At 64.5% G+C, this 21,314-nt stretch carries 21 protein-coding genes; 12 read left to right on the forward strand and 9 right to left on the reverse strand.

The genetic code is table 11. From position 1 onward, the window contains the following. The first annotated feature begins 103 nt into the window (after nucleotides 1–103). Nucleotides 104–724, forward strand: a complete 621-nt coding sequence (locus ABWK72_RS26965; protein WP_367872689.1) for a hypothetical protein — start codon at nucleotides 104–106, stop codon at nucleotides 722–724. Here ABWK72_RS26965 and ABWK72_RS26970 read toward each other — a convergent pair. Next, nucleotides 705–1,481, reverse strand: a complete 777-nt coding sequence (locus ABWK72_RS26970) for a class I SAM-dependent methyltransferase (protein WP_367872690.1) — start codon at nucleotides 1,479–1,481, stop codon at nucleotides 705–707. The genes ABWK72_RS26965 and ABWK72_RS26970 overlap by 20 nt on opposite strands. 93 nt (nucleotides 1,482–1,574) lie before the next feature. Here ABWK72_RS26970 and ABWK72_RS26975 point away from each other — a divergent pair, with 93 nt between their 5' ends. Continuing rightward, on the forward strand, nucleotides 1,575–2,582 hold the full coding sequence (locus ABWK72_RS26975; RefSeq protein WP_367872691.1) for a methyltransferase: 1,008 nt from the start codon (nucleotides 1,575–1,577) through the stop codon (nucleotides 2,580–2,582). A gap of 648 nt (nucleotides 2,583–3,230) precedes the next feature. Here the strand turns inward: ABWK72_RS26975 and ABWK72_RS26980 are convergent. Next, a complete protein-coding gene (locus ABWK72_RS26980; protein ID WP_367872692.1) occupies nucleotides 3,231–3,668 on the reverse strand; it encodes a hypothetical protein in 438 nt (145 codons plus the stop codon). A gap of 103 nt (nucleotides 3,669–3,771) precedes the next feature. Between ABWK72_RS26980 and ABWK72_RS26985 the strand changes: the two genes are divergently transcribed. Further along, nucleotides 3,772–4,872, forward strand: coding sequence for a nucleoid-associated protein (locus tag ABWK72_RS26985; protein WP_367872693.1), 1,101 nt, complete (start codon nucleotides 3,772–3,774; stop codon nucleotides 4,870–4,872). A 257-nt stretch (nucleotides 4,873–5,129) separates the two neighbouring features. Here ABWK72_RS26985 and ABWK72_RS26990 read toward each other — a convergent pair whose 3' ends face one another. The 4 genes from ABWK72_RS26990 to ABWK72_RS27005 all read right to left on the reverse strand — a co-directional run bounded on the left by ABWK72_RS26990 (nucleotide 5,130) and on the right by ABWK72_RS27005 (nucleotide 8,237). Next, the gene (locus ABWK72_RS26990) at nucleotides 5,130–6,500 is read right to left on the reverse strand and encodes a basic secretory protein-like protein (protein WP_367872694.1); all 1,371 of its coding nucleotides are present in this window, start codon (nucleotides 6,498–6,500) and stop codon (nucleotides 5,130–5,132) included. 212 nt (nucleotides 6,501–6,712) lie between these two features. Next, complete coding sequence (locus tag ABWK72_RS26995) at nucleotides 6,713–7,156, reverse strand: GNAT family N-acetyltransferase (protein WP_367872695.1); 444 nt, start codon at nucleotides 7,154–7,156, stop codon at nucleotides 6,713–6,715. Then, on the reverse strand, nucleotides 7,153–7,701 hold the full coding sequence (locus tag ABWK72_RS27000) for a DUF1697 domain-containing protein (RefSeq protein ID WP_367872696.1): 549 nt from the start codon (nucleotides 7,699–7,701) through the stop codon (nucleotides 7,153–7,155). Before ABWK72_RS27000 ends, ABWK72_RS26995 begins: the two co-directional genes overlap by 4 nt. Continuing rightward, the gene (locus ABWK72_RS27005; RefSeq protein WP_367872697.1) at nucleotides 7,698–8,237 is read right to left on the reverse strand and encodes a hypothetical protein; all 540 of its coding nucleotides are present in this window, start codon (nucleotides 8,235–8,237) and stop codon (nucleotides 7,698–7,700) included. Before ABWK72_RS27005 ends, ABWK72_RS27000 begins: the two co-directional genes overlap by 4 nt. Before the next feature lie 127 nt (nucleotides 8,238–8,364). Between ABWK72_RS27005 and ABWK72_RS27010 the strand changes: the two genes are divergently transcribed. From ABWK72_RS27010 to ABWK72_RS27020, 3 genes are all read left to right on the forward strand, one after another. Next, entirely contained in the window at nucleotides 8,365–9,102 is a 738-nt protein-coding gene (locus ABWK72_RS27010) for a dienelactone hydrolase family protein (protein WP_367872698.1), read from the forward strand. Nucleotides 9,103–9,196: 94 nt separating this feature from the next. Then, complete coding sequence (locus ABWK72_RS27015) at nucleotides 9,197–10,042, forward strand: hypothetical protein (RefSeq protein WP_367872699.1); 846 nt, start codon at nucleotides 9,197–9,199, stop codon at nucleotides 10,040–10,042. A 109-nt stretch (nucleotides 10,043–10,151) separates the two neighbouring features. Then, a complete protein-coding gene (locus ABWK72_RS27020) occupies nucleotides 10,152–10,715 on the forward strand; it encodes a hypothetical protein (protein WP_367872700.1) in 564 nt (187 codons plus the stop codon). Nucleotides 10,716–11,322: 607 nt separating this feature from the next. Here the strand turns inward: ABWK72_RS27020 and ABWK72_RS27025 are convergent. Then, nucleotides 11,323–12,615 carry a cellulase family glycosylhydrolase gene (locus ABWK72_RS27025; protein ID WP_367872701.1) on the reverse strand — a complete coding sequence of 431 codons (1,293 nt, stop codon included), beginning with the start codon at nucleotides 12,613–12,615 and terminating at the stop codon, nucleotides 11,323–11,325. Between the two features lie 98 nt (nucleotides 12,616–12,713). Here ABWK72_RS27025 and ABWK72_RS27030 point away from each other — a divergent pair, with 98 nt between their 5' ends. Genes ABWK72_RS27030 through ABWK72_RS27040 form a run of 3 tightly spaced genes read left to right on the forward strand, consistent with a single transcriptional unit; the run spans nucleotide 12,714 to nucleotide 14,628 of the window. Then, entirely contained in the window at nucleotides 12,714–13,202 is a 489-nt protein-coding gene (locus ABWK72_RS27030) for an RNA polymerase sigma factor (protein WP_367872702.1), read from the forward strand. Further along, nucleotides 13,199–13,621: a hypothetical protein gene (locus tag ABWK72_RS27035; RefSeq protein ID WP_367872703.1), complete on the forward strand. Its 423-nt coding sequence runs from the start codon at nucleotides 13,199–13,201 to the stop codon at nucleotides 13,619–13,621. The genes ABWK72_RS27030 and ABWK72_RS27035 overlap by 4 nt, the downstream gene beginning before the upstream one ends. A gap of 20 nt (nucleotides 13,622–13,641) precedes the next feature. Continuing rightward, nucleotides 13,642–14,628 (forward strand): S1C family serine protease, encoded by a 987-nt coding sequence (locus ABWK72_RS27040; RefSeq protein WP_367872704.1) that lies wholly within the window; start codon nucleotides 13,642–13,644, stop codon nucleotides 14,626–14,628. A gap of 254 nt (nucleotides 14,629–14,882) precedes the next feature. Here the strand turns inward: ABWK72_RS27040 and ABWK72_RS27045 are convergent, their stop codons facing one another. Continuing rightward, nucleotides 14,883–16,157, reverse strand: a complete 1,275-nt coding sequence (locus ABWK72_RS27045) for a putative sensor domain DACNV-containing protein (protein ID WP_367872705.1) — start codon at nucleotides 16,155–16,157, stop codon at nucleotides 14,883–14,885. Between the two features lie 86 nt (nucleotides 16,158–16,243). Here ABWK72_RS27045 and ABWK72_RS27050 point away from each other — a divergent pair, with 86 nt between their 5' ends. Further along, nucleotides 16,244–17,215: a glycosyl hydrolase family 18 protein gene (locus ABWK72_RS27050; protein ID WP_367872706.1), complete on the forward strand. Its 972-nt coding sequence runs from the start codon at nucleotides 16,244–16,246 to the stop codon at nucleotides 17,213–17,215. Nucleotides 17,216–17,484: 269 nt separating this feature from the next. Here the strand turns inward: ABWK72_RS27050 and ABWK72_RS27055 are convergent, their stop codons facing one another. Then, nucleotides 17,485–19,104 carry a S8 family serine peptidase gene (locus ABWK72_RS27055; RefSeq protein ID WP_367872707.1) on the reverse strand — a complete coding sequence of 540 codons (1,620 nt, stop codon included), beginning with the start codon at nucleotides 19,102–19,104 and terminating at the stop codon, nucleotides 17,485–17,487. A gap of 337 nt (nucleotides 19,105–19,441) precedes the next feature. On the opposite strand from ABWK72_RS27055, the gene ABWK72_RS27060 reads away from it, so the two are divergent. Together ABWK72_RS27060 and ABWK72_RS27065 are read left to right on the forward strand one after the other, a co-directional pair. Further along, the gene (locus tag ABWK72_RS27060; RefSeq protein WP_367872708.1) at nucleotides 19,442–20,938 is read left to right on the forward strand and encodes a S8 family serine peptidase; all 1,497 of its coding nucleotides are present in this window, start codon (nucleotides 19,442–19,444) and stop codon (nucleotides 20,936–20,938) included. 22 nt (nucleotides 20,939–20,960) lie between these two features. Continuing rightward, nucleotides 20,961–21,314: a hypothetical protein gene (locus tag ABWK72_RS27065; RefSeq protein WP_367872709.1), complete on the forward strand. Its 354-nt coding sequence runs from the start codon at nucleotides 20,961–20,963 to the stop codon at nucleotides 21,312–21,314.

The raw sequence follows: 21,314 nt of genomic DNA on the forward strand, positions 1-21,314 counted from the left end.
CTCACCTTCCTTTCATCTTCGGCCCAGGTCCTCAGCTGCGGCAGGCGGGTATTTTAACTTGCGAAATGCAAGTTAACGTCGCAGAACAAACGGCAGGAATCGCATGAGCATTGAGACGGAAGACGCAGCGGCAAACGACCGGGACATCCAGGCGGAACTCGATCGTCCAGGAGCCGGCATCCCTTGGCTCGAGATGCAGTTCGGCAAGTTCGGCCTGCGGCTCCTCGCATCACGCACCAGCCGCGATGCCGCACTGGAAGGCTACGTCCGTTCAGCGGAGCAAGTGCTGCGCCTGGTAGGGGACCTGGATGAAGCGCATGGAAAGAAGCGGGTCCTCGTCCCCCGGATGCGGTTCATGGAGGACTCCAGCCGCTACTGGTCCCCCTACATGATCGTGGAGCACCTCTGCCTGATCGATGGCCCGCTGCTGGCACTCGTCCGCTTGCTCTCGACCGGCCGGACCTCGGATCGCGTGGCCAGCACCGCCGCGGTTAAGCCCTCCCCGGAAGCCGGCCCGGAGAGCCTCGAAAAGTTCCGCGGCATCGTCGCGGACTGGAACTCGCAGCTACCCACCGCGGAGAAACTGCTCGATTCCGCGCTCCACCCGCATCCCTGGTTCGGGCCCATGAACGCCCACCAGTGGCTGTGCCTGGCCGCTCAGCACCACGGCGTCCACCGCAAGCAACTCGATGCCGTGCTCGCTCCTACTTCTGGAAAATCATGAAGTGCTGCCACGGCAGCGGCCGCAGGTTCGATACAAAGCGGAATCCCGCCCCTTCGAATTCCAGCCGCGCCTGCGCCTCGGTCATCTTGTGCAGCGCCTTGATCGGCACCTTCGGATCCTCCCCGCGGAACTCCAGCAGGAAGATCCGCCCGCCCGGCTTCAGCGCATGCCGCAGCGACGCCAGCATCTCCTGCGGATGGGAGAACTCGTGGTAGGCATCCACCATCAGCGCCGCATCCAGCGAATCAGCCGGCAGCTTGAGATTGTCGATCGTCCCGAGGTGCGGCTCCACGTTCGTCACCTTTAGCTCCCCGGAGCGCTTCTTGAGGAAATCCAGCATCTCCTGCTGGATGTCGATCGCCACCACCTTGCCGAAGGGCACCTTCGACGAAATACGGAAACTATAGTAGCCCGACCCCGCACCGATGTCCGCGATCACATCCGTCGGCTTCAGGTCGATCGCCGCGATCGCCTTGCTCGGTGCTTCCTCTTGCTCGCGCTCGCCCCGCTCCAGCCAATCGATCGCCGGGTGCCCCATCACCTGCGCGATCTCCCGGCCGTGGAAAAACTTCCCGATTCCATCCGGCGTCGCCGGGGCGAAAACGTAGGCCACCTCGGCCGCCGCCACAGCCACCTCCGCTCTCGCCGGGACAATATTCGGATCGGCCGTCGCGGCGGGATGCGGCTGGCGGTACCAAGTCCATCCCGCCAGGGCTGCGGCGATGGCCAGGGCGAGGAGAAAGGCGACACGGCTCATTCGCTGGAGTCTTCCTTCGCCGCCGCCGGAAAGCCAACCCCAAGTCACCGAAAGGTGCATTGCCGAAGTCCCGTGATCTCGCTTGGATGCGGCATGGATATCACCCCCGACCGCATCCTTGAAACCGGCTGCTCCTTCTGGTCCTCCAAGACCCTCCTCGCGGCCGTCGAGCTGGAAGTCTTCACCGTCCTCGCCCGGCAACCCGCCGCGCTCGACGCCCTCCAAAAGCAATTCGGCTTCCAAGGCCGCGGTGCCTGCGACTTTTTCGACACCCTCGTCGCCCTCGGCTTCCTCCAGCGCATCGACGGCGTCTATCAGAACACCCCGGAAACCGCGCTCTTCCTCGACAAGGCCAAGCCCTCCTACATGGGCGGCATCCTCGAGATGGCGAGCAAGCGCCTCTACGGCTTCTGGGATCACCTCATCCCCGCGCTCCGCAGTGGCGAGCCGCAAAATGAATGCAGGACAGGAGGGGAGGACTTCTTCGGCACCCTCTATTCGGATCCGGACCGCCTGCGCGTCTTCCTCCGTGCCATGACCGGCGTCAGCCGCGGTGCCAATCAGGCCATCGCCCAAAAGTTCCCGTGGGCGGACTACAAGTCCTGCGCCGATGTCGGCACCGCCCAAGGCGATCTCGTCGCCCAGATCGCCCTCGCGAATCCCCACCTCCAGGGCATCGGCTACGACCTCCCCGTCGCCCGCCCGGTCTTCGAGGAATACATCGCCGAGCTCGGCCTCGCCGGCCGCGTCAGCTTCCAGGACGGCGACTTCTTCAAGCTCGAGATGCCGAATGCCGACGTCATCCTCATGGGCCACATCCTCCACGATTGGGACCTGCCGACCAAGAAGATGCTGTTAGAGAAAGCCTACCGCGCCCTCCCGCCAGGCGGCGCCGTCGTGGTCTACGACTCCATCATCGATGACGACCGCTCCCAGAACGCCTTCGGCCTCCTCATGAGCCTGAACATGCTCATCGAGACCCCCGGCGGCTTCGACTACACCGGTGCCGACTGCATCGGCTGGATGCAGGAAGCCGGCTTCCGCGAGTGCCGCGTCGAGCACCTCATCGGCCCCGACTCGATGGTCATAGGCGTGAAATAAGGCGGCAGCCCCGGGAGCGCGGACTTCAGTCCAATGCCTGTAAGGATTTGCCTTCCGCGGCGCAGCCGCCGTGGACTGCGCGTAGCCTGCTGCCGCTGTCCCGATGCAGCCTGCTGCGAGGGGCGCTGCAAAGGCGAAACACAGGGCACGGCGAGCCGCTGACGGCGCGGGATGCGGACTTCCCACACGTGCGTCACGTCAACAGACTGCCTGCCAACAGCGGCAGCCCGCTCTGCCGGTTACCCACATCCCGTGATGCTTCACGGACGGTTCTACCGCTGGGAGCGCGGAGCCACCGGCCCGCAGAATGGTCCCCAGTTGTTCGCGGCACGGAAAGGCAGGCAACCAAGCGACGGCGTTTTCCACCACCGCCGCGCAATGGATAGCGCTGCCGGGGTTGCTTCTGCGGGGCAGAGCCTTCGCGGTCCCGGGCGCTGCCGCGTCAGACGGGACGGAATGGGGGTAACGGGCAGAGCTAGCTGCCGCAGTCCACGGCCGCTATGCGACTCCCGCTCCGGACACCTGCCCGCGAATCTCCTTACAAGCATTGGACTTCAGTCCGCCCGTCTTTCCGGACGACGCTCGTCAGGCGACCGATTGAAGTCCGCGCTCCCGGGCCTTGCCGCGTAAGCCACCGCAGATTCTCTCCTAAATCCCCCCATCCCACTCCGCTTCCACCTCGCGGATCTCCATCGCGATGTTCTCCGCCAAGGCCCCGCCGGAATCCGACAGCGCCGGCAGCCCGGACCGATCCCGGTGTCGCAGCAAGCTGATCGCCCGCGTCATCGGGTGACCGCTCAGATACCGCTCGATCTCGCCCCGCGTCGCGTAGGCGAAGAGCCCGGCGTAGAAGAGCGGCTTCGGGTCGCGCAGCAGCTCCGCCTTCTTGTGGTGGGTCAGATGCAGTGCCAGATCACACGCCCGCTGCAGCCGCACCGGGGCGGTCTGCTGCAGGTGGCTGAGGTAGGCGCTGGCATTCTCACGGAGCTTCCCGTGGACGATCCAGCGCTGGTTGACCCGTTGCACCTTGGCAAGGGCCTTTTCGCCCTCGGCCGCAGGGGCCGGGCAAATGACAGGGTAGGACATGGGTGGATTGCCGGGTGGGCAGCCCATACCTTTTAGCATACTGTTTGAATTGATCAACCAGTCTTGCACGGCGGGCGGACCCTTTCTAATCTCGCCGCCCCGCATGTCCGCTAAGATCCGCTTCACTTCCGCCGCCGTCACCCGCCTCGTCCTCGCGAAAGTCGGTCACCCCCAGCGCGAGGAACCCCTCCAGACTTCCAAGCGCGTCTTCGTCGTCGCGGAGGAGGACCAGAGCGCGCTGACCTCGCTCTTCGTAAAGCCGTTCAAAAACCTCGCCGGCTACCGCTTCAATCACCACTCCTCGCTCGACCAGCACGAGATGAACCAGTGCGCGAAGTCGATCTTCGACGCCCCGGACGGCCTGTTGGAGAAAGGCTGCGATATCGCCAAGCGCCTCTACTCGAAGTCCAATCACCCGAACATCAAGTCCGGCGATCTCTGCGTCGCGCTGGTCGAGGGCGTCGAAATCAATGGCACCCTGGTCCAGGCCATCTGCATCCTGAAGTCGGAGAGCGTCGTGCCCTTCCTCAGCATCTCCACCAAGGACGGCGACCTCCATCTCCACACCGAGCAGGGCATCAACCCGGAGAAAATCGACAAGGGCTGCCTGATCCTCAATCACCACCCGAACAAGGGCTACCACGTCCTCACCTTCGACCGCACCGGCAGCGATTCCCGCTTCTGGGTCCGCGATTTCCTCGGCGTTGTCGCCGTCACCGACAGCCCCTTCCTCACTAACAAGTTCACCAACATGGCCGTCGCCTTCGCCAAGGAAGAGGAGAAGGCCAAGAAGGAAGATCGCGAGGAACGCGGCCAGGACACCAACGACGACACGCCCCCATGGGAAGCCGCCAGCGCCGCCAAGGACGCGCTCAGCTACTTCGAGGGCAAGGAACAATTCAGCCTCCAGGAATACGAGGAGCAAGTCCTGCGCACCCCCGAAGCCGTCGAGAAATTCCGCAAGCACAAGGAGAAGGTCGAGGAAGAGCAGGGCCAGCGCTTCGATGACTCCTTCGAGATCTCCAAGAAAGACGTCACCAAGGCCAGGAAGCGCATCGGCACCATCGTCAAGCTCGACACCGGCGTCGAAATCCACGTCAAGCCCGGCTTCGCCGATCAGGATTCGGAAGTCCTGGAGCGGGGCTTCGACACCGAGAAGGGCATGAAATTCATCAAGGTCTTCTTCAACGGCGAACTTTCATAAGGGGAGGGGACATTCCTGTCCCCGGCCACAGTCTCCCGGTCCCGACGGGACGACTCAACCTCTTCGTCCCAACGGGACGGCTTATAACAGCCCGGGACGCAGTCCCGGGTCAGCTGGCGGAAGCGTAGTGTGTCCTGAAGGGACGTCTCATGTGGGGCAAGTGATGATTCTCCTCACCTTCGGGAGAATTGATCTCGAGTCGTCGACGAGGGATCAAAACCCAATAGCCCAATCTCCAATCGCCAATTTCACCCTCATCACTGCACCCGCTTCCCCTTCTTGATGGCTTCCTTCCACTCGGCATCCAGCTCTTCGAGGGTCTTGCCGGTCCATTCCTTCCAGAGCTTCTCCTCGTAATCGCCCTCGCGGGCGACGGCGTTGAGCTTCTGGAGGAGGCCCTCATCCTTTGCTGTCACGACCCAGTCGAGGAAGTTGCCGGTGGTGCGGTAGCTATCGCTGTATTTCACCCGCTCCGCCTGATCCCGGCCCACGCCGGCACCTTTGCTCTTCGGCTCGTAGAGGAACCAGCGGACGTAATCGCAGATGCCTTCGGTCACCCAGCCCGGGGTTTCCTTCGGCCGGCGGTTGGTCTGGTTCGCACGCCAGTAATTCTGCACCACGTGGCCCATCTCGTGGATCGTGCAGCCCTTGGCTTCCCCCTTGAGCTGATCCCGGTAGAACTCGACTTTCATCGTGATTCGGTTCCCGGCGGCGTAGGCAGGCGGGTCGATGCCACGCTTGTATTCGAAGGTGACGACATCCGGGGCGCGGTAGCCCTTGCTCGGCATCATTTCGACCAGCTTCGGATACCATTCCTCGATCACCGGCGCGAGTTCCTTGTCGGTCCACTCCGTTAGATCGGGCGCTTCGGTGGAGATGATGATGTAGCGGTATTTGCCATCCTTGGACTTGTACTCCTTGACGATTTTCGCATCCGGATTGAGCCGCTCGATCTCCGGGCCCCGGGCGCTGATGACGTCGATCTCGCTGAAGAATGTGTTGGCCTTGGGACCGCTCTCGGAGGGGCGTTCGACATCGAAGAGCAGGAAGCGGTAGTCGCCGAGGGACCTCGAGCCCTTGCTGCTGATTTCAGCGGCGTACTGGCCGCCGGCCGGCCCATCTGCCGGGCGGGTGTCCACCTCCGCCAGCAGCACCCAACCGCTCTTGGTCGGGTCGGTGCCGCGTTTCGGAGCGGCGTCGAATTCCTTGCTGCGCCCGGAGGACGCGTAGAGCTTGTAAACCTGAGGACCGCAGACGCCGCCCTGCCAAGAGTAAGTGGCCACGGATTTTACCGGGACGGATTCGCCGAGATCGACGGCGAGGCGCCCGCCATCCATGCCCAAGTCGAAAAAGAAATTCGAGGCCGACTGGTTTTCCGCCGTGGGCACCTTGCCGTCCGTGAGCACGGAGAGATCGCCGCTCGCCTCATCCTTCGCGCCATCGACCAACGTGAAAACCGCCTTGGCGGCGGCGTCGTTGATGGCAGGCGGGGCGATCGGATCGAGTTTGAAACCCTGTTCGGCATTGCCCCGTCCTTTCACGACATTGGCGGCGGCGTGGAGTGCCGGCGAAAATGCCAGCGAAGCCGCCGCGGCAATCACCAGGGATACGATGGAGGATGAGCGCATGCTAAGAACGTCGGATTCGCTTAAGGGTTTAGTAGGTGGTCGCTGTTTTCCGCGCGGATGACAAGGTCAACCAATCCGCCCCCTCGACGGATCACGCGTCAAAAGCCCCGAAGGGGCGGCAGGGAGACAGCCCCAGGTGAAACCTGGATTCGTCGAAACTCGGCTGTCGTCCCCTGTAGGGGGACCGGGAGTCATGATCCGCCCGAGACGCTTCAAACAATCCCTCTCCGGAAATGCACCAGCGTATCCACCACCTCGAAACCCAGCCGCTTGTGGAACTCGATGCTCTCCACATTCTCATGCAGGCAATCCGAAGCCATCTCACGGCATCCACAAGCCACCGCCCAATCCTGCACCGCCGTCACCAGAGCCCGCCCGATCCCGCGGCCACGCTGCTCCGGTAAAACGAAAATCCCCTCCAGATATCCCACCGGGCGGGTCGTGCAGTCCTCCGCATGCGATCTCAGGCAGGCCTCTGCAAACCCGCACCCGGCCCCCTCATCATCGAATGCCAGGAACACCGCCATCTCAGGATCCCCGCCGCCGTATAACACCATCTCCTCCACATGTTCCGCGGCGGGACCGTGCGGCCACAGCGCCTGCCTCAGGGCCAGCCATACCGGAATATCTTCGGATGTTGGCGGCTGGATCTTCATGGCGTCTTGCACATCTCCCGCAGCGCCAGCACCGACCGCCAGTTGCGCGTCGTCGCCCGCACCTTCAAGGCCCGCTCGAACCAATTGTTGTTCAGCTTCGTTTTCCCATACCCATGCGGGCAATGCAGCAGGATCGCGCCCTTCATCCACACCGCCTGCTCGCCCTCTGCCGCCGGCAGCTTCAACTCCTTGAATCGCGCCTCCGTCACCGGATCGAAGAGGAAGGTCGCGTGGTAGTGCGTCTCCTCATATCCGCCCGACTTCGGCAGCAGCGGATTGCCGCTCGCGATCGCCTCGAGATCCTTCTCCTCCAGCACCAGCACCGGCGCATCCACCCCGTGATCCTTCTGCAGCGCCGCCTCGATCCGCGCACTCAGTTTCGCGGGCGTCTCCCGCTTCGCCCGGAACACCGCATTCCCGCTCTGCAGATAAGTCCGCACCTCCTCGCAGCCCAGCGCCTCCAGGCAGCCCTTCAAGGCCGGCATCTTCAGCATGTTCTTCCCGGAGACATTGATGCCCCGCAGCAGCGCGAGATAAGTCGTCATACCGCGGCCCGGGTTGCGCCGGCGATTGCCAGGCGGATCTTCTCGCACCATGTCTCGTGGTTGCTGACGACAAACCGTTCGCTCTTTCCCGAATGCAGCGAGAGCAGCAGCCCGTTCGAGATCAGCCCGAGCGTTTGCGTCGCCTCCACGTCACCGATCTCGGCCAAGCGGATCTCCACGTTCTCACCTTGCGGGCTTTCACCAGGTGAAACGAAAAGCAGCCGCGAGCTGGTAAGGAAAAGATAACCGCCCGCGCCCTTGGCCCCCTCCAGGCGATTGGCAGGCCCTTCGAAGATCAGGGCCTCATTACCCAGGTTCGGACGCGTGATCGTGAGCGTCTTCGCCTTGCGCCGGCCCAACCAGCCCACGAAGACCCCGAACACGACGCCCGCCAAAATCCCCGGTAGGAACGCTGTGTACCACGGAGTCGATCTGAAGGCATAGAACACCGTCATCCACGCCCCGAAGATCAACCCGGAATAGAGTCCCATCCGCTTTCCCGCGGTCTTCTCAACCGTGCCGATCGTCCCAGACATGCCGCGATTCTAATCGTCCCCGCCCGCTTGCCAAACCCGGATGTAGCGCGGCTCTCCAGAGCCGCGACCGTGGACGTCCGCCCAATTCCTTAATTCCCCAATTCTCCAATTCCTCCATCATCCCCCCATGTCCACCCTCACCGAATCCTTCTCCGATCTCCCCACCACGCGCGGCCCCATGCGCGTCCACACCTTCACCCCCACGGCTCCCGGCACCTACCCCGCCGTCATCTTCTTCTCTGAGATCTTCCAAGTCACCGGCCCCATCCGCCGCATGGCCGCCGCCTTGGCAGGGGAGGGCTACCTCGTCGCCGTCCCCGAGGTTTATCACGAGTTCGAGCCCCTCGGCAGCGTCCTCGCCTACGACCAACCCGGCTCCGACCGCGGCAATGAACTCAAATTCACCAAGGAACTCGCCTCCTATGACGAAGACGTCGACGTCCTCGCCACCTGGCTCCGCAGCCACCCCTCCTGCACCGGGAAGATCGCCAGCTACGGCGTCTGCCTCGGCGGCCACCTCGCCCTCCGCGCCGGTTATCACGAAGCCATCTCCGCCGTCGCCGCCTACTACCCCACCGATGTCCACTCCGCCACCCTCGGTGCCGGCAAGTCCGACGACACCCTCAAGCGCATCGCCAGCATGAAAGCCTCGCTCCTCTTCGTCTGGGGCCTCCAGGACCCCCACATCCCGAAGGAAGGCCGCGACCTCATCCACCGCGCCCTCGAGGAATCCGCCATCCCCTTCGAGTGGCACGAATTCAACGCCGCCCACGCCTTCCTCCGCGACGAAGGCCCCCGCTACAACCCCGCCCTCGCCCGCATCTGCACGGCCCTCCTCCTGCGCTTTCTTCACGAGGCCCTATAAGGAAAGTGGGCGCTCCTGCCGCCGGGCATCGCCACAGCCGCAGCCGCTTCACCAAGCGACAATTTCGCCCGCCCCCGGCTTTATACTGCCGACCATGAAACTCCCCGGAATGCTCATCTGCGGCTGGATCGCATGTTTCACCCTCTCCACCCGAGCGTCCGGAGAAGACATCCCGCCCACATGGTTCCCATTGGGCGCGCCATTCCGGGTGGCCAACTCCGGCACGATCGTCAATGGCGACAAGGAGAAGAAGCTGCCTCTCTATGATCAAGCCATTCCCGAGGTCTATCAATTCGCCGAGCGCGACAAAGTGCAGAAGGGGCTCCTCGCGGTGGTCCCGAATCCGCGATGGTACACAGGAGTCGGCAAGGCACGGCCCGCGGCGGACATCCCGTCCACGGCTCAAGGCACCTCGCTGTCATTCGGCATCGTGCCGCTTCCCGAGGGACGCCTGCGCTTCGATCTGGCCATCGAGGCCGAGGATCGCGATGTCTCCTGCCAGATCGAACACCGCCGCAACGATATCACGCCGTTCCTCTTTCAATTCGCTGCCGATGGAGTTCCTCTAACAGCGGAGGATCGGGGCGGAGCAACATTCGGAGGAGTGAAGTCGATATTCGTTCTCGTGAAGAAAGGGGAGCGCGGAAGCTGGAGTTTTACCGTCGATCCGAGGAACCTGCTGGCTCTTGCGGCTGGCAAGAAATTCACCGGGCTTTCGGTAGTCGCCGCGTTCTCCGAACTTCGGCAGGAAAACGGCTTCGGACCCTCCGTGGGCGAACGGCAAACCGGAACGGAATTCATCGAGGACATAGGCGAGGTGCCGGTTATCGAAGCTGTCGACGAAAACTTTGAGCCGAAGCTCATTCTGATCCGCAGCAAGCCCGTGATCTTGCGCCACGACGCAGGAAAATGGAGCGTCCAAGCCGAGGCTGCAAAGTAGCTGGCCCGGGGCAGGCCGTGGTTGCTGCGGCTCGCAGCAACATAACCCACGCTCCTCTCCGCTTGCCTTCAAACTCCCCATCGCAGAATCTGCAAGCATGACCCGCAGGATGACAAAAACCCTCGCCCTAGCCCTGCTTGCCGCCGCAATCATCGCGCTGCTCCTCTTCAAACCCTCTTCGGACGACCCGGAAAACCCCGGCACCACCTCCCGCTCCGGATCCCCCGGCAGCGCCACCTCATCCGTTTCCATCGATCAACAAGCCGGAACCGCCGGTGCCAAACGCGGGACCCGCAAGACCATCCTCGACCTGCTCCCGCCCGGTGCCCGCATCGAAGCCGAGGAAGACAATGGCACCTCCGCCAAAGGCAAGGTTCGCATCACCTTCGCCGACGGCACTGAACTGCGGGGTGACCGCGTTTCCGCCGCGGCCGACAAGCGCGGCATCACGATCGAGGACAACGTGGTGATCTGGACCGGAGACCGCAAAACCTGCATGGTGAAGAAGGAGAGCCCCCTCAAGTTTGAATTCGACGGGGATTCCATCAAACTGATATCGGCCCAAAGCGGCATGGCCTTCCAAAACTTCGCGGAGTCCCAGACTCCCGAACAAATGGTAGCTGTCGCCGCGACCATGCTGCGCCTCAACGGCAACACCACCGCCCAACCATAGGATCGCAGATTGCTTTCGCGCCGCCAGCACGCACGGCCCTACTGGGAGCGCCGGGCACTGCCCGGCAGAACGGTCCCCCCGAAAGCCCGCCCCATGCCTGCCCCCCGGGACCGCGGAGGCTCCGCCCGCAGCACGGTCCCCGGCACCACGGCCCAAAGACGTGGATCGCAATCGCCAGCAAGGCCTTGGCTTCCGCTCCAAGCCAAGGCATCGAAGCAATGCCTGCCCCCGGGAGCGCGGAGGCTCTGCCCCGCAGCACGGTCCCCGGCAGCACGGCCCAAAGACGTGGATCGCAATCGCCAGCAAGGCCTTGGCTTCCGCTCCAAGCCAAGGCATCGAAGCAATGCCTGCCCCCCGGGACCGCGGAGGCTCCGCCCCGCAGAATGGTCCCTCGATGGGTCGGCACGGAAAGGCAGGTAGCAAAGCCACGGCGCTTTCCACGATCATCGCGCTGTCATGCCTGCTTCTGCGGGGCAGTGCCTCCGCGCTCCCGGGCGCTGGCGCGTTAGGCCGACAAGACGTGGTGAACGGGCGCCGCCCGGCCCCATCGGCCAAGTGCCTTTCCTTCGGCTGTTCATTCGATGTTCGATGTTCGCATCTCCCCCCCTCACTCAAACATCACATAAACCGGACTCCCTCCAACCTCCAGCCCCAAGCTGTTGGTCGGCGTCGCCTTGAAGCGTCCCGCTTCCGGCTCCTTCCCCTCTGTTAGAGGCATCGTCGAGATCCCGAACACCTTCCCCGGCAGCCCGTCCAAGCTCACCTCCACCTTCTTCCCATCCCCGGTCGGCGACCACACCGCCCACACCTTCTTCCCCGGCGTGCTGCCGTGCTCATACTCCTGCACCCGCACCTTGCCCGCCTCGTTCCGAACCACCCGTTTGAACCGATAGTCCCCCAAGGTCTTCTGCAAGTGCGTCACCGCATGGAAGGAAGGCTTCGGCTTCCAGTTCCGCGTCAGCCCCGCGCTCGCATGCAGGCTCGCCTTGTCCTCGTCGTTGAAGAAATAGATATACGCCCGCTCCACCGGCATCGCCGAGAACACCAATAAGGACCTCACGATCCACTGCGCCTGCTGCTCGTCCGTCACGCCAACCCACTGCTTGAAGTCGCCGCTCGTTTCCTGCGGCTTCGTCGTGCTGTCGTAGCCGAATTCCGTGATCCACACCGGCTTGCCCTTCGCATGCTGGTCCCGCCACTGGCACAGCGCCTCGATGTCCTTCAGATACTTCGGCAGCGCCGGATCCTCCGGGTAGCTGCGCTTCCAGGTCGGCCAGTTCTCAAGCTGCGCGTAGCTGTGGATCGTCAGCACATCCACCAGCGGCACCAGGCCCTCGAGACAAGCCACGCTCTTCTCATAGTCGCCGCTCTTGCCGGTGGTCAGGTTGCAAGTGCCGATCTTCAGCTTCGGATCGCCCGCACGCACACCCTCCGCCATCGCCTTGAAGACTTTTGCGTAGTCCGGATCGCTCCACTTGCCCGGCTCGTTGCCGATCTCTACCGACTCCACCAGCTTGCGCGCCCCCGTCGGCCCGAACTCCTTCGCGAAGGCTGTTCCGTAAGCCTTCAGGTCCGGCTCCAGATTCTTCCACTCCGCCTGCGGGATCGACTCGAACATCAGGCACGCATCCGTCGTAAGCCCATGCTTCTGCCAAGAACCGTAAACCCCGCTCCAGTCCACGCGGTTCTTCGCGAAAGGAAACTCCGGCAGCACGGACGTCTCCTTCCCCAGGTCCCACTCCACCGGATGGTAGTCCCGCACCATCTTCGCCGCCGGGGCATACAGCTCCGGCTTGAATTGGACCGTGTGGCCGTTGAGCCCGATGAATTCCTTCATCAGCGGGGTCGCGGCATGCAGCGGGGCGGAAAGGAGCGCGGAAGAGAGGATCAGGCGGAGCATCGCCGGATCATACGCGCCGGGGATCGTGCTTTTCTACTGCCACGCGTGATAAATCTGCGCAGGGGCGGCGCTGTCATGGGTGAGACCCCGTCTCCCCCATGGCAAACCGCGACACGGAACAAGACTGGAACGACTGGCTCGGCGAGCACGCCGGGCGCTTTCTGCTCTTCGCCCGCCAGCAGACCCGCTGCGGCCAGGACGCGGAGGACGTGCTCCAGGAAGCCCTGGTGGAGACTTGGAAACGCGCCGGTGGCCGCCCGGACAACGCCCTGGTCTTCGCCACCATCCACCGCCGCGCCATCGACCTCGCCCGCCGCACCGACCGCCGCACCATCCGCGAGAAGGCCAGCGAAGCCCCCGACCTCTTCTCCGGCCCGCTGGAAGACGCGGAGATGACCGCCCTGCTGGAGCAGGAGATCCGCAAGCTCCCCGATGCCCAGCGCGAGGTCCTGAGCCTGAAATTCTGGGGCGGCCTGACCTTCGCGGAGGTCGCCGTCGCCCTCGATATCCCGCCCGGCACCGCCGCCTCCCGCTACCGCCTGGCCCTCGACGCCCTGCGCCAAATCCTCAGCATTTGCACGATATGAAAGACGAAGGAATCGAAGCCCTGCTGGGCCGGCTCCAACCCGCCGCGCCCGATGACGCCCTCATGGCCCGCCTCCGCGCCGCCAGGCCGCAGCCGAAGCGCTCGCGCCGCGTGATCTACCTCTGGGCCCCCTTGGCCGCCGCAGCGGTTCTGGCCATCGCCCTGATTCCGCGGGACCAGCCCGCATCCATCGCGCCGGACATGGCGAAAGTAGAAGAGCCCCAGCCGGTGACCAGCCTCCAGCACCTCATGGACGTCGCCGACCTCGGCATCGTCGAGGACGAGAACAACATGCCGGTCCGCCTGATCCGCACCCGCTGGATCAACGAGGTCGTCTATGCCAGCGCGGACGGCGGAGAACCGGTCAAGGAAGGCCGCCTGCGCGAGGAAGTCCTGCCCGTCTCCCTGCCCATTTACTGAACCTTTCAACCAACGATACGATGAAAACAAGCACCACGACCTACTGCCTGCTCGCCGCCCTGTCCGGGCTGGCGGCGGCCCAGAGCACCACCATCCTCGAACTGCCGGAGGTGGATCGAGACACCACCATCGTCCTCGCCAGCGACGGGAACGGCGGGCTTGCCGGCGCTGAGATGGACAGCAGCGAGGGTACGACCGGTGGCGGTGGGGAAGATCTTACCGCCGAGACCTTCGAGGCGCTCGACATGTCGAAAGCGCCGCTGCGCCTCGCTTTCGCGGGTAGCGGCGGCGTCTTCGACGAGCCCCTGCAGCGCAGCGGACCGGTGACCTTCCTCGGCGTCTCCGCCATCCCCGTCCCGCACGAACTCGCCGCGCATCTGCCCCTCGATGAGGACACCGGCCTCGGCGTGGAAGGCGTCGTCGCCGATGGCCCGGCGGCGAAGGCAGGGCTGGCGAAGAGCGACGTGCTGATGAAGCTGGACGACCAGATCCTGATCCACCCGCGCCAGCTTTCCGTGCTGGTGGCCAACCACAAGGAAGGCGACAGCGTGAAGCTGACCTACCTCCGCAAGGGCGAGGTCAAGGAAGCCACCGTCACCCTCGGCAAGCGCGAGGAGCAAGGCCCCAAGGGGGGCAGCCGGCTCTTCTACAAGTCCTCCTTCGGCAGTCCCGAGCCGTTGCGCACCTACACCCGCCGCTTCGAGGTGAAGCCCGGGAACCCGAACGAAGCGCCGCGCCTCGATGAGGTGAAGCAGCACCTCGACGAGCTGCGCAACAACGTGGACTTCCAGACCGCCAAGGCCAAGCAGATGGCGGACACGATGCTCTCCGAACAGGTCCACCGCGCCGCCGAATCCGCCTATTCCGCCGAAGTCCAGCGCGCCATTCAGGAAGCGAAGCAGGCCGATGCTGCCAAGGACGCCGCCGAGTCGGCCACCAAGGTCGAGATCGACGAGCTCCGCACCAAGCTCGATGCCGTGCTCAAGCTTCTTGAGGAAAAGAAGTGACGCCGCGTAGTGCGCACGAAGGTCGTGCGTAATACTTCCTTAAATGGGGTACCCTTAAAGGGGGAACCTTTGTGCCCCGTTTTGGGGGACGGGTGGCGTACCGTTTCGGGGGATGGGTCCCGTCCCGTTCCGGGGGATGGGTGGCGTCCCGTTTCGGGGGACGGCTTTTCCGCCGGGGCATCCCAGTGGGGCCGTCCGTGAGGAGGTGGCGTCGGGATCGTGGGGAGAACGAACGATGTGGGTAAGGCCCGCGCCTAGACCACCGAGTGCATCCAGAAGATCACCGACTCATTCACGTTCGCGATCATCCGCACTTGGCTGTCCTGGGAGATGACGAAGCCGATCACCTCCGGCTCCACCGAGCAGAGCCGGTAGACGGCGCGGTGGCGGGTGCCGTCGGCCTGGACATTCCAGTTGGTGAGCTTGTTGCCCGCCAGGTCGTGGGCTTGGCTGACTTGGAAGACATTGCGGTCCACGCGGATCTCCCCGCCGAAGCCGATCACGCAGACCCGCTGGTCCACGACCATCGCGCCGTCCACCTGCATCAGGTCGGAGAAGAAGCGGGCCAGCTCGAAGAAGGCTTCCTCCAGCCGGTCGAGCTCGCGGTCCTTGCTGGTGCGGAAGATTTGTGCGGCGTCTTCAAGGGTCGAACCCGGAGGGCAAAGCGTGCCGATGCGGTGGATGATCGATCTCATGAGATGCGGGAAGCGCATCCCGGCATCGTCCGCCTGCGCGGTGTATTTGCAGTCGATCCAGCGGGTCGCGGTCTCGATGCCCCGCGCGCCTTCGGGCAGGAAGACGACGCTGCCGCCGTGGCCGCTGGTGCGGACGAGGTTGATGACTCGCTTGACGAAATGGAGCGAGATCAGGTGGGCGAGTTCGGCGTAGGCTTCCTGCTCCAGGTTCGGCGGCAGGCAGTCCTCGGCCAGCTCGGCGACCATGTTGCGCCGCAGTTGGGCGAAGCGTTCGTTGAGCAGGGGAGATGCGAAGACATCGAGCCGCGGGCCGTGGAACTCGCGCCCGCGCCATTCGCCGATGAGCTGGTAGTTGTGGTAGAAGAGCAGCCAGCCGGGATCGCGGACGTGGATGATCGGGTGGGGGATGCCATCGCCCACCGGCTTGCGGCCGCCGGCGACCATGTTCATCCAGCGCGGCCCGGTATTGAGGATGCCCCAGATCCGGAAGCCGCGGCCCTTGACCGGCCAGATCGCGACGGCGGAGTGGAAGAAGCTGGCGGCCGGGCTGAGACGCTTGATCTCGTTCGGGTTGAAGGGGTGCGGCACGGTCAGGCGCATCGCGTGCACGCCATCCGGCGGGCCGCTGTCGGTGCCGAAGGCTTCGGGCGGCGCGATGATCACGCGGGCGCGGACGGCGCGGCCTTCTTCCTTGAGCAGGCTGGCGGAGAAGAGGGCGTTGCAGGCCTCGCGCAGTTCCAGTTCCGTGGGGCAATCGGGCAGATGCTGGAGCATGCCCAGGAGGTGGCTGACCATGCCGGCGAGGTCGAGTGGTGCGGTGGAGATGGCAGACATGGGCAACGCGGTTCCGAAATAAAGCGGAGTGGCGGCACGTTTCACAAGCCCGGCGATTTGGCCGGAACCTAAAACCCAAGTTCCCGATGACCACCTCTCCCTTCCCCGGGCTCCTCGCCGCCGTCCTCCTGCTCGCCCACCCGTGCAGCGCCCAAGAGCGCAAGCGAGTGGTCGCCTACGTGCCGAACTGGGGAAATTTGAGCGAGTTTGCCAAGACGATCGAGTTCGACAAACTCACGCACGTGAACATCGCCTTCGAGAATCCGAAGGACGATACGGGCGAGCTGTCCTTCAACCCGCGCAATGCGGAACTGATCAAGCACGCGAGGGCGGCGAAGGTGAAGGTCCTGATCTCGATCGGCGGCGGCTCGGCTTCCTCGAATGAGGAGCTGAAGGCGCGCTACGAGAAGCTGATGGGCGAGGAGGGTCGGAAGGCTTTCGTCGAGAAGCTCATAGCATATCTGGAGAAGCACCGCTTCGACGGGATCGACGTGGACATCGAGGGGCCGGCGATCACCGGCACCTACGGCGGCTTCATGGAGGAGCTGTCCAAGGCGACGAAGGCGAAGAAGCTGCTGCTGACCGCGGCGCTGTCGAAAGGCTACGGCGGCGACCGGGTGCCGGATGCGGTGCTCGGGCAGCTCGATTTCCTCAACATCATGGCGTATGATGCGACCGGCACCTGGGATCCAAACCGGCATGGCCAGCACTCCTCGCTGGAGTTCGCGAAGGAGGCGACGAAGTACTGGACCGGCCGTGGCTTGGACAAGTCGAAGGCGGTTTTGGGGGTGCCGTTCTATGGGTATGGCTTTGGCCCGGCGTTCCGGAAGTCGGGGTATTCCTATGCAGATGTGGTGGCGCGGTTTCCCGAGGGGCACACGGTGGATCAGTCGGGGGAGACGATCTGGTACAACGGCATCCCGACGATCCAGGCGAAGACCAAGCTGGTGATGGACGAGGGGTATGGCGGGGTGATGATCTGGTCGCTGGATCAGGATGTGAAGGGGGAGAAGTCCCTGCTGGCGGCGATTGATGGGGTGTTGCGACCGAAGAAGTAGCGCGGCTCTCCAGAGCCGCGGATGGGGGCGGCTGGAGGAGACAGCCGCGTGATTGGTTTGGGGAGAGATGGGGGTGGAGCGACAGCTTTTGGTGTCCGCGGACGTGAGCAGCCGTGGCTCTGGAGAGCCGCGCTACTTCCTGGCTGCGGCGAGCCGCAGCAGTCGAAGGCGGCGTGGCCGCGAGAGGGTGGCGGGCTTCTGGGGTGGCTTCGTCCGCCTGAAGGCGGGACTACGTACCCTTGGTGGCGGGCTGTTAGGGACCGCGCTTGTTAGAAGACTCCGGGCAGGCTGCCGGAGCGGAAGTTGTTGTCGGGGCTGCGGTCGGGGATGCCGTTGCCGAGGGTGACGGAGGAGGAGATACCGCCTGTTAGAGCGTTGGCAGGGACGGTGGCGGTGAAGGATCCGCTGGCACCGGGGGCGATGGTGGTGGCGTTGATCCTGGTGCTGCCGGCGGAGCTGGTGATCTCGATGAGGCTATTGATGAGGATCTCGGTGCCGCGGTTCTGGACGGTGATTTCGACCTGCCGTGCGAGCCCGGGGCCGCTGGCGGGGAGGAGGCGCTGGCAGGTGATGGCGGCATCATAGCGGCTGCGGACGCCGCGGTTCATGAGGCGGTCGAGGTTGAGGACGCCGCTGCCGTATTCGCTATCGGGGCCGGGCAGGCCTTCGTCGTCGGCATTGGCCAGGACGAGCTTGGCGGCCTCGGTGGCGGGGATGCGGCGGCCGGAGCCATCGGACATGGTGGCGGCGATGGCGGCGACGACCAAAGGGGCGCTGGCGGAGGTGCCGCTGATGCTGATGTAGCCGCCGCCGGGGGCCGCGGCATTCACGCCGTAGCCGGGGGCGGTGAGGCCGAGGCCATTGCCGAGATTCGAGAAGGCCATGCGCTCGCCGCTGGCATCGATGGCACCCACGGCGATGACGCCGGGGTAGGCGGCGGGGTATTTGGCGGACTGGAGGCCTTCATTGCCGGAGCTGGCGACGACGACCACGCCGGCATCCAGGGCCATGCGGATGGCATCGCCCAAGAGGGGGCAATCGTCCTGCTCGCCGAGCGAGAGATTGAGGATCTGCGCGCCGGCATCCATGGCGGCGAGAATGCCTGCGGCGACGGCGTAGGCATCGCTGGTGCCGCTGTCGTCGAGCACGCGGACGGAGATGAGATCGACCGCGGGTGCGAGGCCGGGGGCCATCGGGTTGGTGCCGGCGATGAGCGAGGCGACGGCGGTGGCGTGGGGATGGATGGTACCCGATTCCGAGGAGAAGATCTCGATCGAGCGGATATTCCGCGGCAGGCCGGGGTGGGGGACCACGCCGGAGTCGAGGATTGCAACCTTCACGCCGGCTCCCCAGCGCGAATTATCGCCGCTGACGCCGAGCCAGGCGAGGACCTGGTCGCCGAAGCCGAGGGCATTCCGGCGGCTGGCCCCGCCGGTGGCGCGGGCCGGGTCCGGCAGGCGGGTGAGGGTCTTGTAGACGGTGAGGCGCTCGTCCTCGAACATGCGGGCGAGTGTTTCCATATCCGCGGTGCTGCCGCCGACCCGCATGGCGCGGAGGCGGTCGAGGCGATCGATCAGGCGGACGGAGCTGCCGGCGAGGACGGCGGTGAAGGAGTCGTAACTGGCATCGGTGGGGAAGCGCAGGATGAGTTCTTCCGGGCGGCAGCTGCCGAAGATCTCGATGGTGGTGCCGTCCGCAAATTCGTCGCGGGCGGTGGATTTGGCCGGGGGGGTGGCTTCAGGCGGCGGTTCCGGGGCAGGGGCCCGCAGGGCTTCCTGGCGGGTGCTGCGCGGCAGGGGCGCGGCCTCGCGGCGGACGAGCCAGAAGCCGGCCATGCCAAGGAGCAAGACGAGGGTGGCGGGCAAGAAGCGGCGAAGCCTATCCGTCATTGAATCTCCGGTTGGCGAGGATCACATGGGTTAAACGCCGCCGGGGGGTGGAAGTTGTTGGTGGAAAGGGGAGAAAGGCAGAGTGCCGAGTGATCAGTGAGCGGTGAGCGGTGAGCGGTGAGCGGTGAGCGGTGAGCGGTGCGAAGGTCGGCAAGTTTCTGGGGGAACTTGGGAGGGAACGAAACGCGGAGTCGCGGGGGTCGCGGAGAGGCGCTCGGAATAGTCTTGCGGAGACGAATGGTAATGGGTTAATCGATCCTCCGATGTGGCATCCATAAGATGCTTTTTTGCATATCTTTTGATGTGCTGGAATATCAAAAACAAAATCCCTCCCGACATGTCTGCCAAGAAAGCTGCGAAGAAGGCCCCTGCCAAGAAAGCTGCCGCCAAGAAGTCACCCGCCAAAAAAGCCGCTGCCAAGAAGGCAGGCCAGGTCCGGCAGGCTTCCGAGGCGGAAGGGACCGGTGAAAAGGTAAGCTCCGCGATTGAGGCTTCGGCCTCGAGGAGCGTGATCGTGATTCCGCCCGCCAGTTTCGTGCCGGTGGCTACAGCCGCGCGCAGGATGGGAGTGGCGGGCACGTCCGCAGCCACTTCGGCGCCGGCCACCCTGAAAGGTCTGTTGGCCTCCCGGCGGCGCACGCTGGAAGACTTCGTGTCGCAGGTGATGCAATCGGCCCGAGGAATCGCCCTGGCACAGCCTGCGGCGACAAGTGCCGCGATCGCCCGGACGGCGGGAGCGTCTGCCGCCGGCACCCGGAAGGCGAGCGCCCCGAAGATTCTCGCAAGCCTGGGTGCCGTGGTGATGGATCGCAGCACGGTCGATGTCGAGGCGCTGGCGGCCTCCACCGGGGCCAGGGTGCTGGAGAACATCCGGATCCCCCTGGGCGCGCCGATGCGGAGGCGGAGGGCGGCCGCGGCGGGAAGACTCCCGGAGGGGAATGCGGGGATCTGGCATCTTTCGCATATCAATATCGACTCCGCCCGGAGCCAGGGGCTCCGCGGCAAGGGCGTGCGGATCGGCGTGCTGGATACGGGCATCGATGCGTCCCATCCGGAATTTGCGGGGAAGAAGGTGGCCTTCGCCAAGTTTGACATGGAAGGCAACAAGGTGGGCAGCACTGCGGAGGACACGGGCACGCACGGCACCCACGTCAGCGGGATCGCCGCGGGCAAGAAGGTGGGCGTGGCTCCCGCGGCGGACCTTTCGGTGGCTGCGGTGCTGACTTACCTGGACGAGAACGGAAATAATTTCGGCTACCTTGCCCAGATATCGGCGGGGCTGGATTGGTTGCTGGGCGAGCCATTCGATGGCCCGACCGTGGCACCCGGCGTGGATGTGCTGAATGCTTCACTGGGCGGAAGCGGTTACGACGACTATCTCTATGATGCTCTGGGCAATGCCCGTGCGACCACCGGGACGGTCCTCGCCGCGGCAATCGGGAATGCGGGGCCAGCGGAGAACCAGCACGGAAGTCCCGGGAATTACGACATCGTCGTGGCTGCCGGTGCGGTGGACTCAAACGATGGCGTGGCCGACTTCAGCGACTGGGGGACCGTGGAGGAGCATGAAGATCTGCCCAAACCGGATCTGAGTGCTCCGGGGAAGGGCGTGTGGTCCGCGGTGCCCGGAGGCGGATATGAACAAATGGACGGAACATCGATGGCGAGTCCCGTGGTGGCGGGGGCAATCGCCCTGCTGCTGGAGAAGCATCCGACGCTGGATCTGAATGCGCCGGGCCTGCTGTCGCTCCTCTATGACTTGGTGCGGCCTTTGCGCGGCGCCTCGAACAAGAAGCGCGGAGGGCGCGGGAGCTTGGATTTGACCGGAATCTAGCGGGATGCTAGCCTGATGGGAGATGATTCGGGATGAAACGAGAGCATGGGTGGCCGCGCTTCCGAAGGGAGGCGGGGCCGCATCGCTCATCGTGCAATTGAAGCGGATACCGGAGGCGCAGTTGGCCGGGCTAGGCACGGCCAAGGAGCGGATCGACTTCATGACCGGGCATCTTTCGGGCATCCTGGATCCGATTCTGCGGAAATACCGGATCGGCCGGGAGCAGGTCAAAACCCTTGGAACGATCGGGCAGGTGATCATCCAAGCGGAGAAGGAAATGCTGGAAGCCCTCGTGGAATCCGGCGGGGATCTGGCCAAAAGCGAGGATCTGAAGGTCCTGCCCAACAAGAAGGTCGCCGGAGGCTTGGCAGAGTAG

It is taken from the genome of Luteolibacter sp. Populi (genome assembly GCF_040801775.1).
Taxonomy (GTDB): Bacteria; Verrucomicrobiota; Verrucomicrobiia; order Verrucomicrobiales; family Akkermansiaceae; genus Haloferula.

Excerpts from the sequence above, each read along its gene's own strand:
- ABWK72_RS27040 (WP_367872704.1), top strand. The coding sequence starts at position 13,642 with ATGAAAACAAGCACCACGACCTACTGCCTGCTCGCCGCCCTGTCCGGG.
- ABWK72_RS27045 (WP_367872705.1), bottom strand. The coding sequence starts at position 16,157 with ATGTCTGCCATCTCCACCGCACCACTCGACCTCGCCGGCATGGTCAGC.
- ABWK72_RS26990 (WP_367872694.1), bottom strand. The coding sequence starts at position 6,500 with ATGCGCTCATCCTCCATCGTATCCCTGGTGATTGCCGCGGCGGCTTCG.
- ABWK72_RS27015 (WP_367872699.1), top strand. The coding sequence starts at position 9,197 with ATGAAACTCCCCGGAATGCTCATCTGCGGCTGGATCGCATGTTTCACC.
- ABWK72_RS27030 (WP_367872702.1), top strand. The coding sequence starts at position 12,714 with ATGGCAAACCGCGACACGGAACAAGACTGGAACGACTGGCTCGGCGAG.
- ABWK72_RS27065 (WP_367872709.1), top strand. The coding sequence starts at position 20,961 with ATGATTCGGGATGAAACGAGAGCATGGGTGGCCGCGCTTCCGAAGGGA.
- ABWK72_RS26980 (WP_367872692.1), bottom strand. The coding sequence starts at position 3,668 with ATGTCCTACCCTGTCATTTGCCCGGCCCCTGCGGCCGAGGGCGAAAAG.
- ABWK72_RS27005 (WP_367872697.1), bottom strand. The coding sequence starts at position 8,237 with ATGTCTGGGACGATCGGCACGGTTGAGAAGACCGCGGGAAAGCGGATG.
- ABWK72_RS27060 (WP_367872708.1), top strand. The coding sequence starts at position 19,442 with ATGTCTGCCAAGAAAGCTGCGAAGAAGGCCCCTGCCAAGAAAGCTGCC.
- ABWK72_RS27050 (WP_367872706.1), top strand. The coding sequence starts at position 16,244 with ATGACCACCTCTCCCTTCCCCGGGCTCCTCGCCGCCGTCCTCCTGCTC.
- ABWK72_RS26965 (WP_367872689.1), top strand. The coding sequence starts at position 104 with ATGAGCATTGAGACGGAAGACGCAGCGGCAAACGACCGGGACATCCAG.
- ABWK72_RS27020 (WP_367872700.1), top strand. The coding sequence starts at position 10,152 with ATGACAAAAACCCTCGCCCTAGCCCTGCTTGCCGCCGCAATCATCGCG.
- ABWK72_RS27010 (WP_367872698.1), top strand. The coding sequence starts at position 8,365 with ATGTCCACCCTCACCGAATCCTTCTCCGATCTCCCCACCACGCGCGGC.
- ABWK72_RS27025 (WP_367872701.1), bottom strand. The coding sequence starts at position 12,615 with ATGCTCCGCCTGATCCTCTCTTCCGCGCTCCTTTCCGCCCCGCTGCAT.
- ABWK72_RS26975 (WP_367872691.1), top strand. The coding sequence starts at position 1,575 with ATGGATATCACCCCCGACCGCATCCTTGAAACCGGCTGCTCCTTCTGG.
- ABWK72_RS27035 (WP_367872703.1), top strand. The coding sequence starts at position 13,199 with ATGAAAGACGAAGGAATCGAAGCCCTGCTGGGCCGGCTCCAACCCGCC.
- ABWK72_RS26970 (WP_367872690.1), bottom strand. The coding sequence starts at position 1,481 with ATGAGCCGTGTCGCCTTTCTCCTCGCCCTGGCCATCGCCGCAGCCCTG.
- ABWK72_RS27055 (WP_367872707.1), bottom strand. The coding sequence starts at position 19,104 with ATGACGGATAGGCTTCGCCGCTTCTTGCCCGCCACCCTCGTCTTGCTC.
- ABWK72_RS27000 (WP_367872696.1), bottom strand. The coding sequence starts at position 7,701 with ATGACGACTTATCTCGCGCTGCTGCGGGGCATCAATGTCTCCGGGAAG.
- ABWK72_RS26995 (WP_367872695.1), bottom strand. The coding sequence starts at position 7,156 with ATGAAGATCCAGCCGCCAACATCCGAAGATATTCCGGTATGGCTGGCC.
- ABWK72_RS26985 (WP_367872693.1), top strand. The coding sequence starts at position 3,772 with ATGTCCGCTAAGATCCGCTTCACTTCCGCCGCCGTCACCCGCCTCGTC.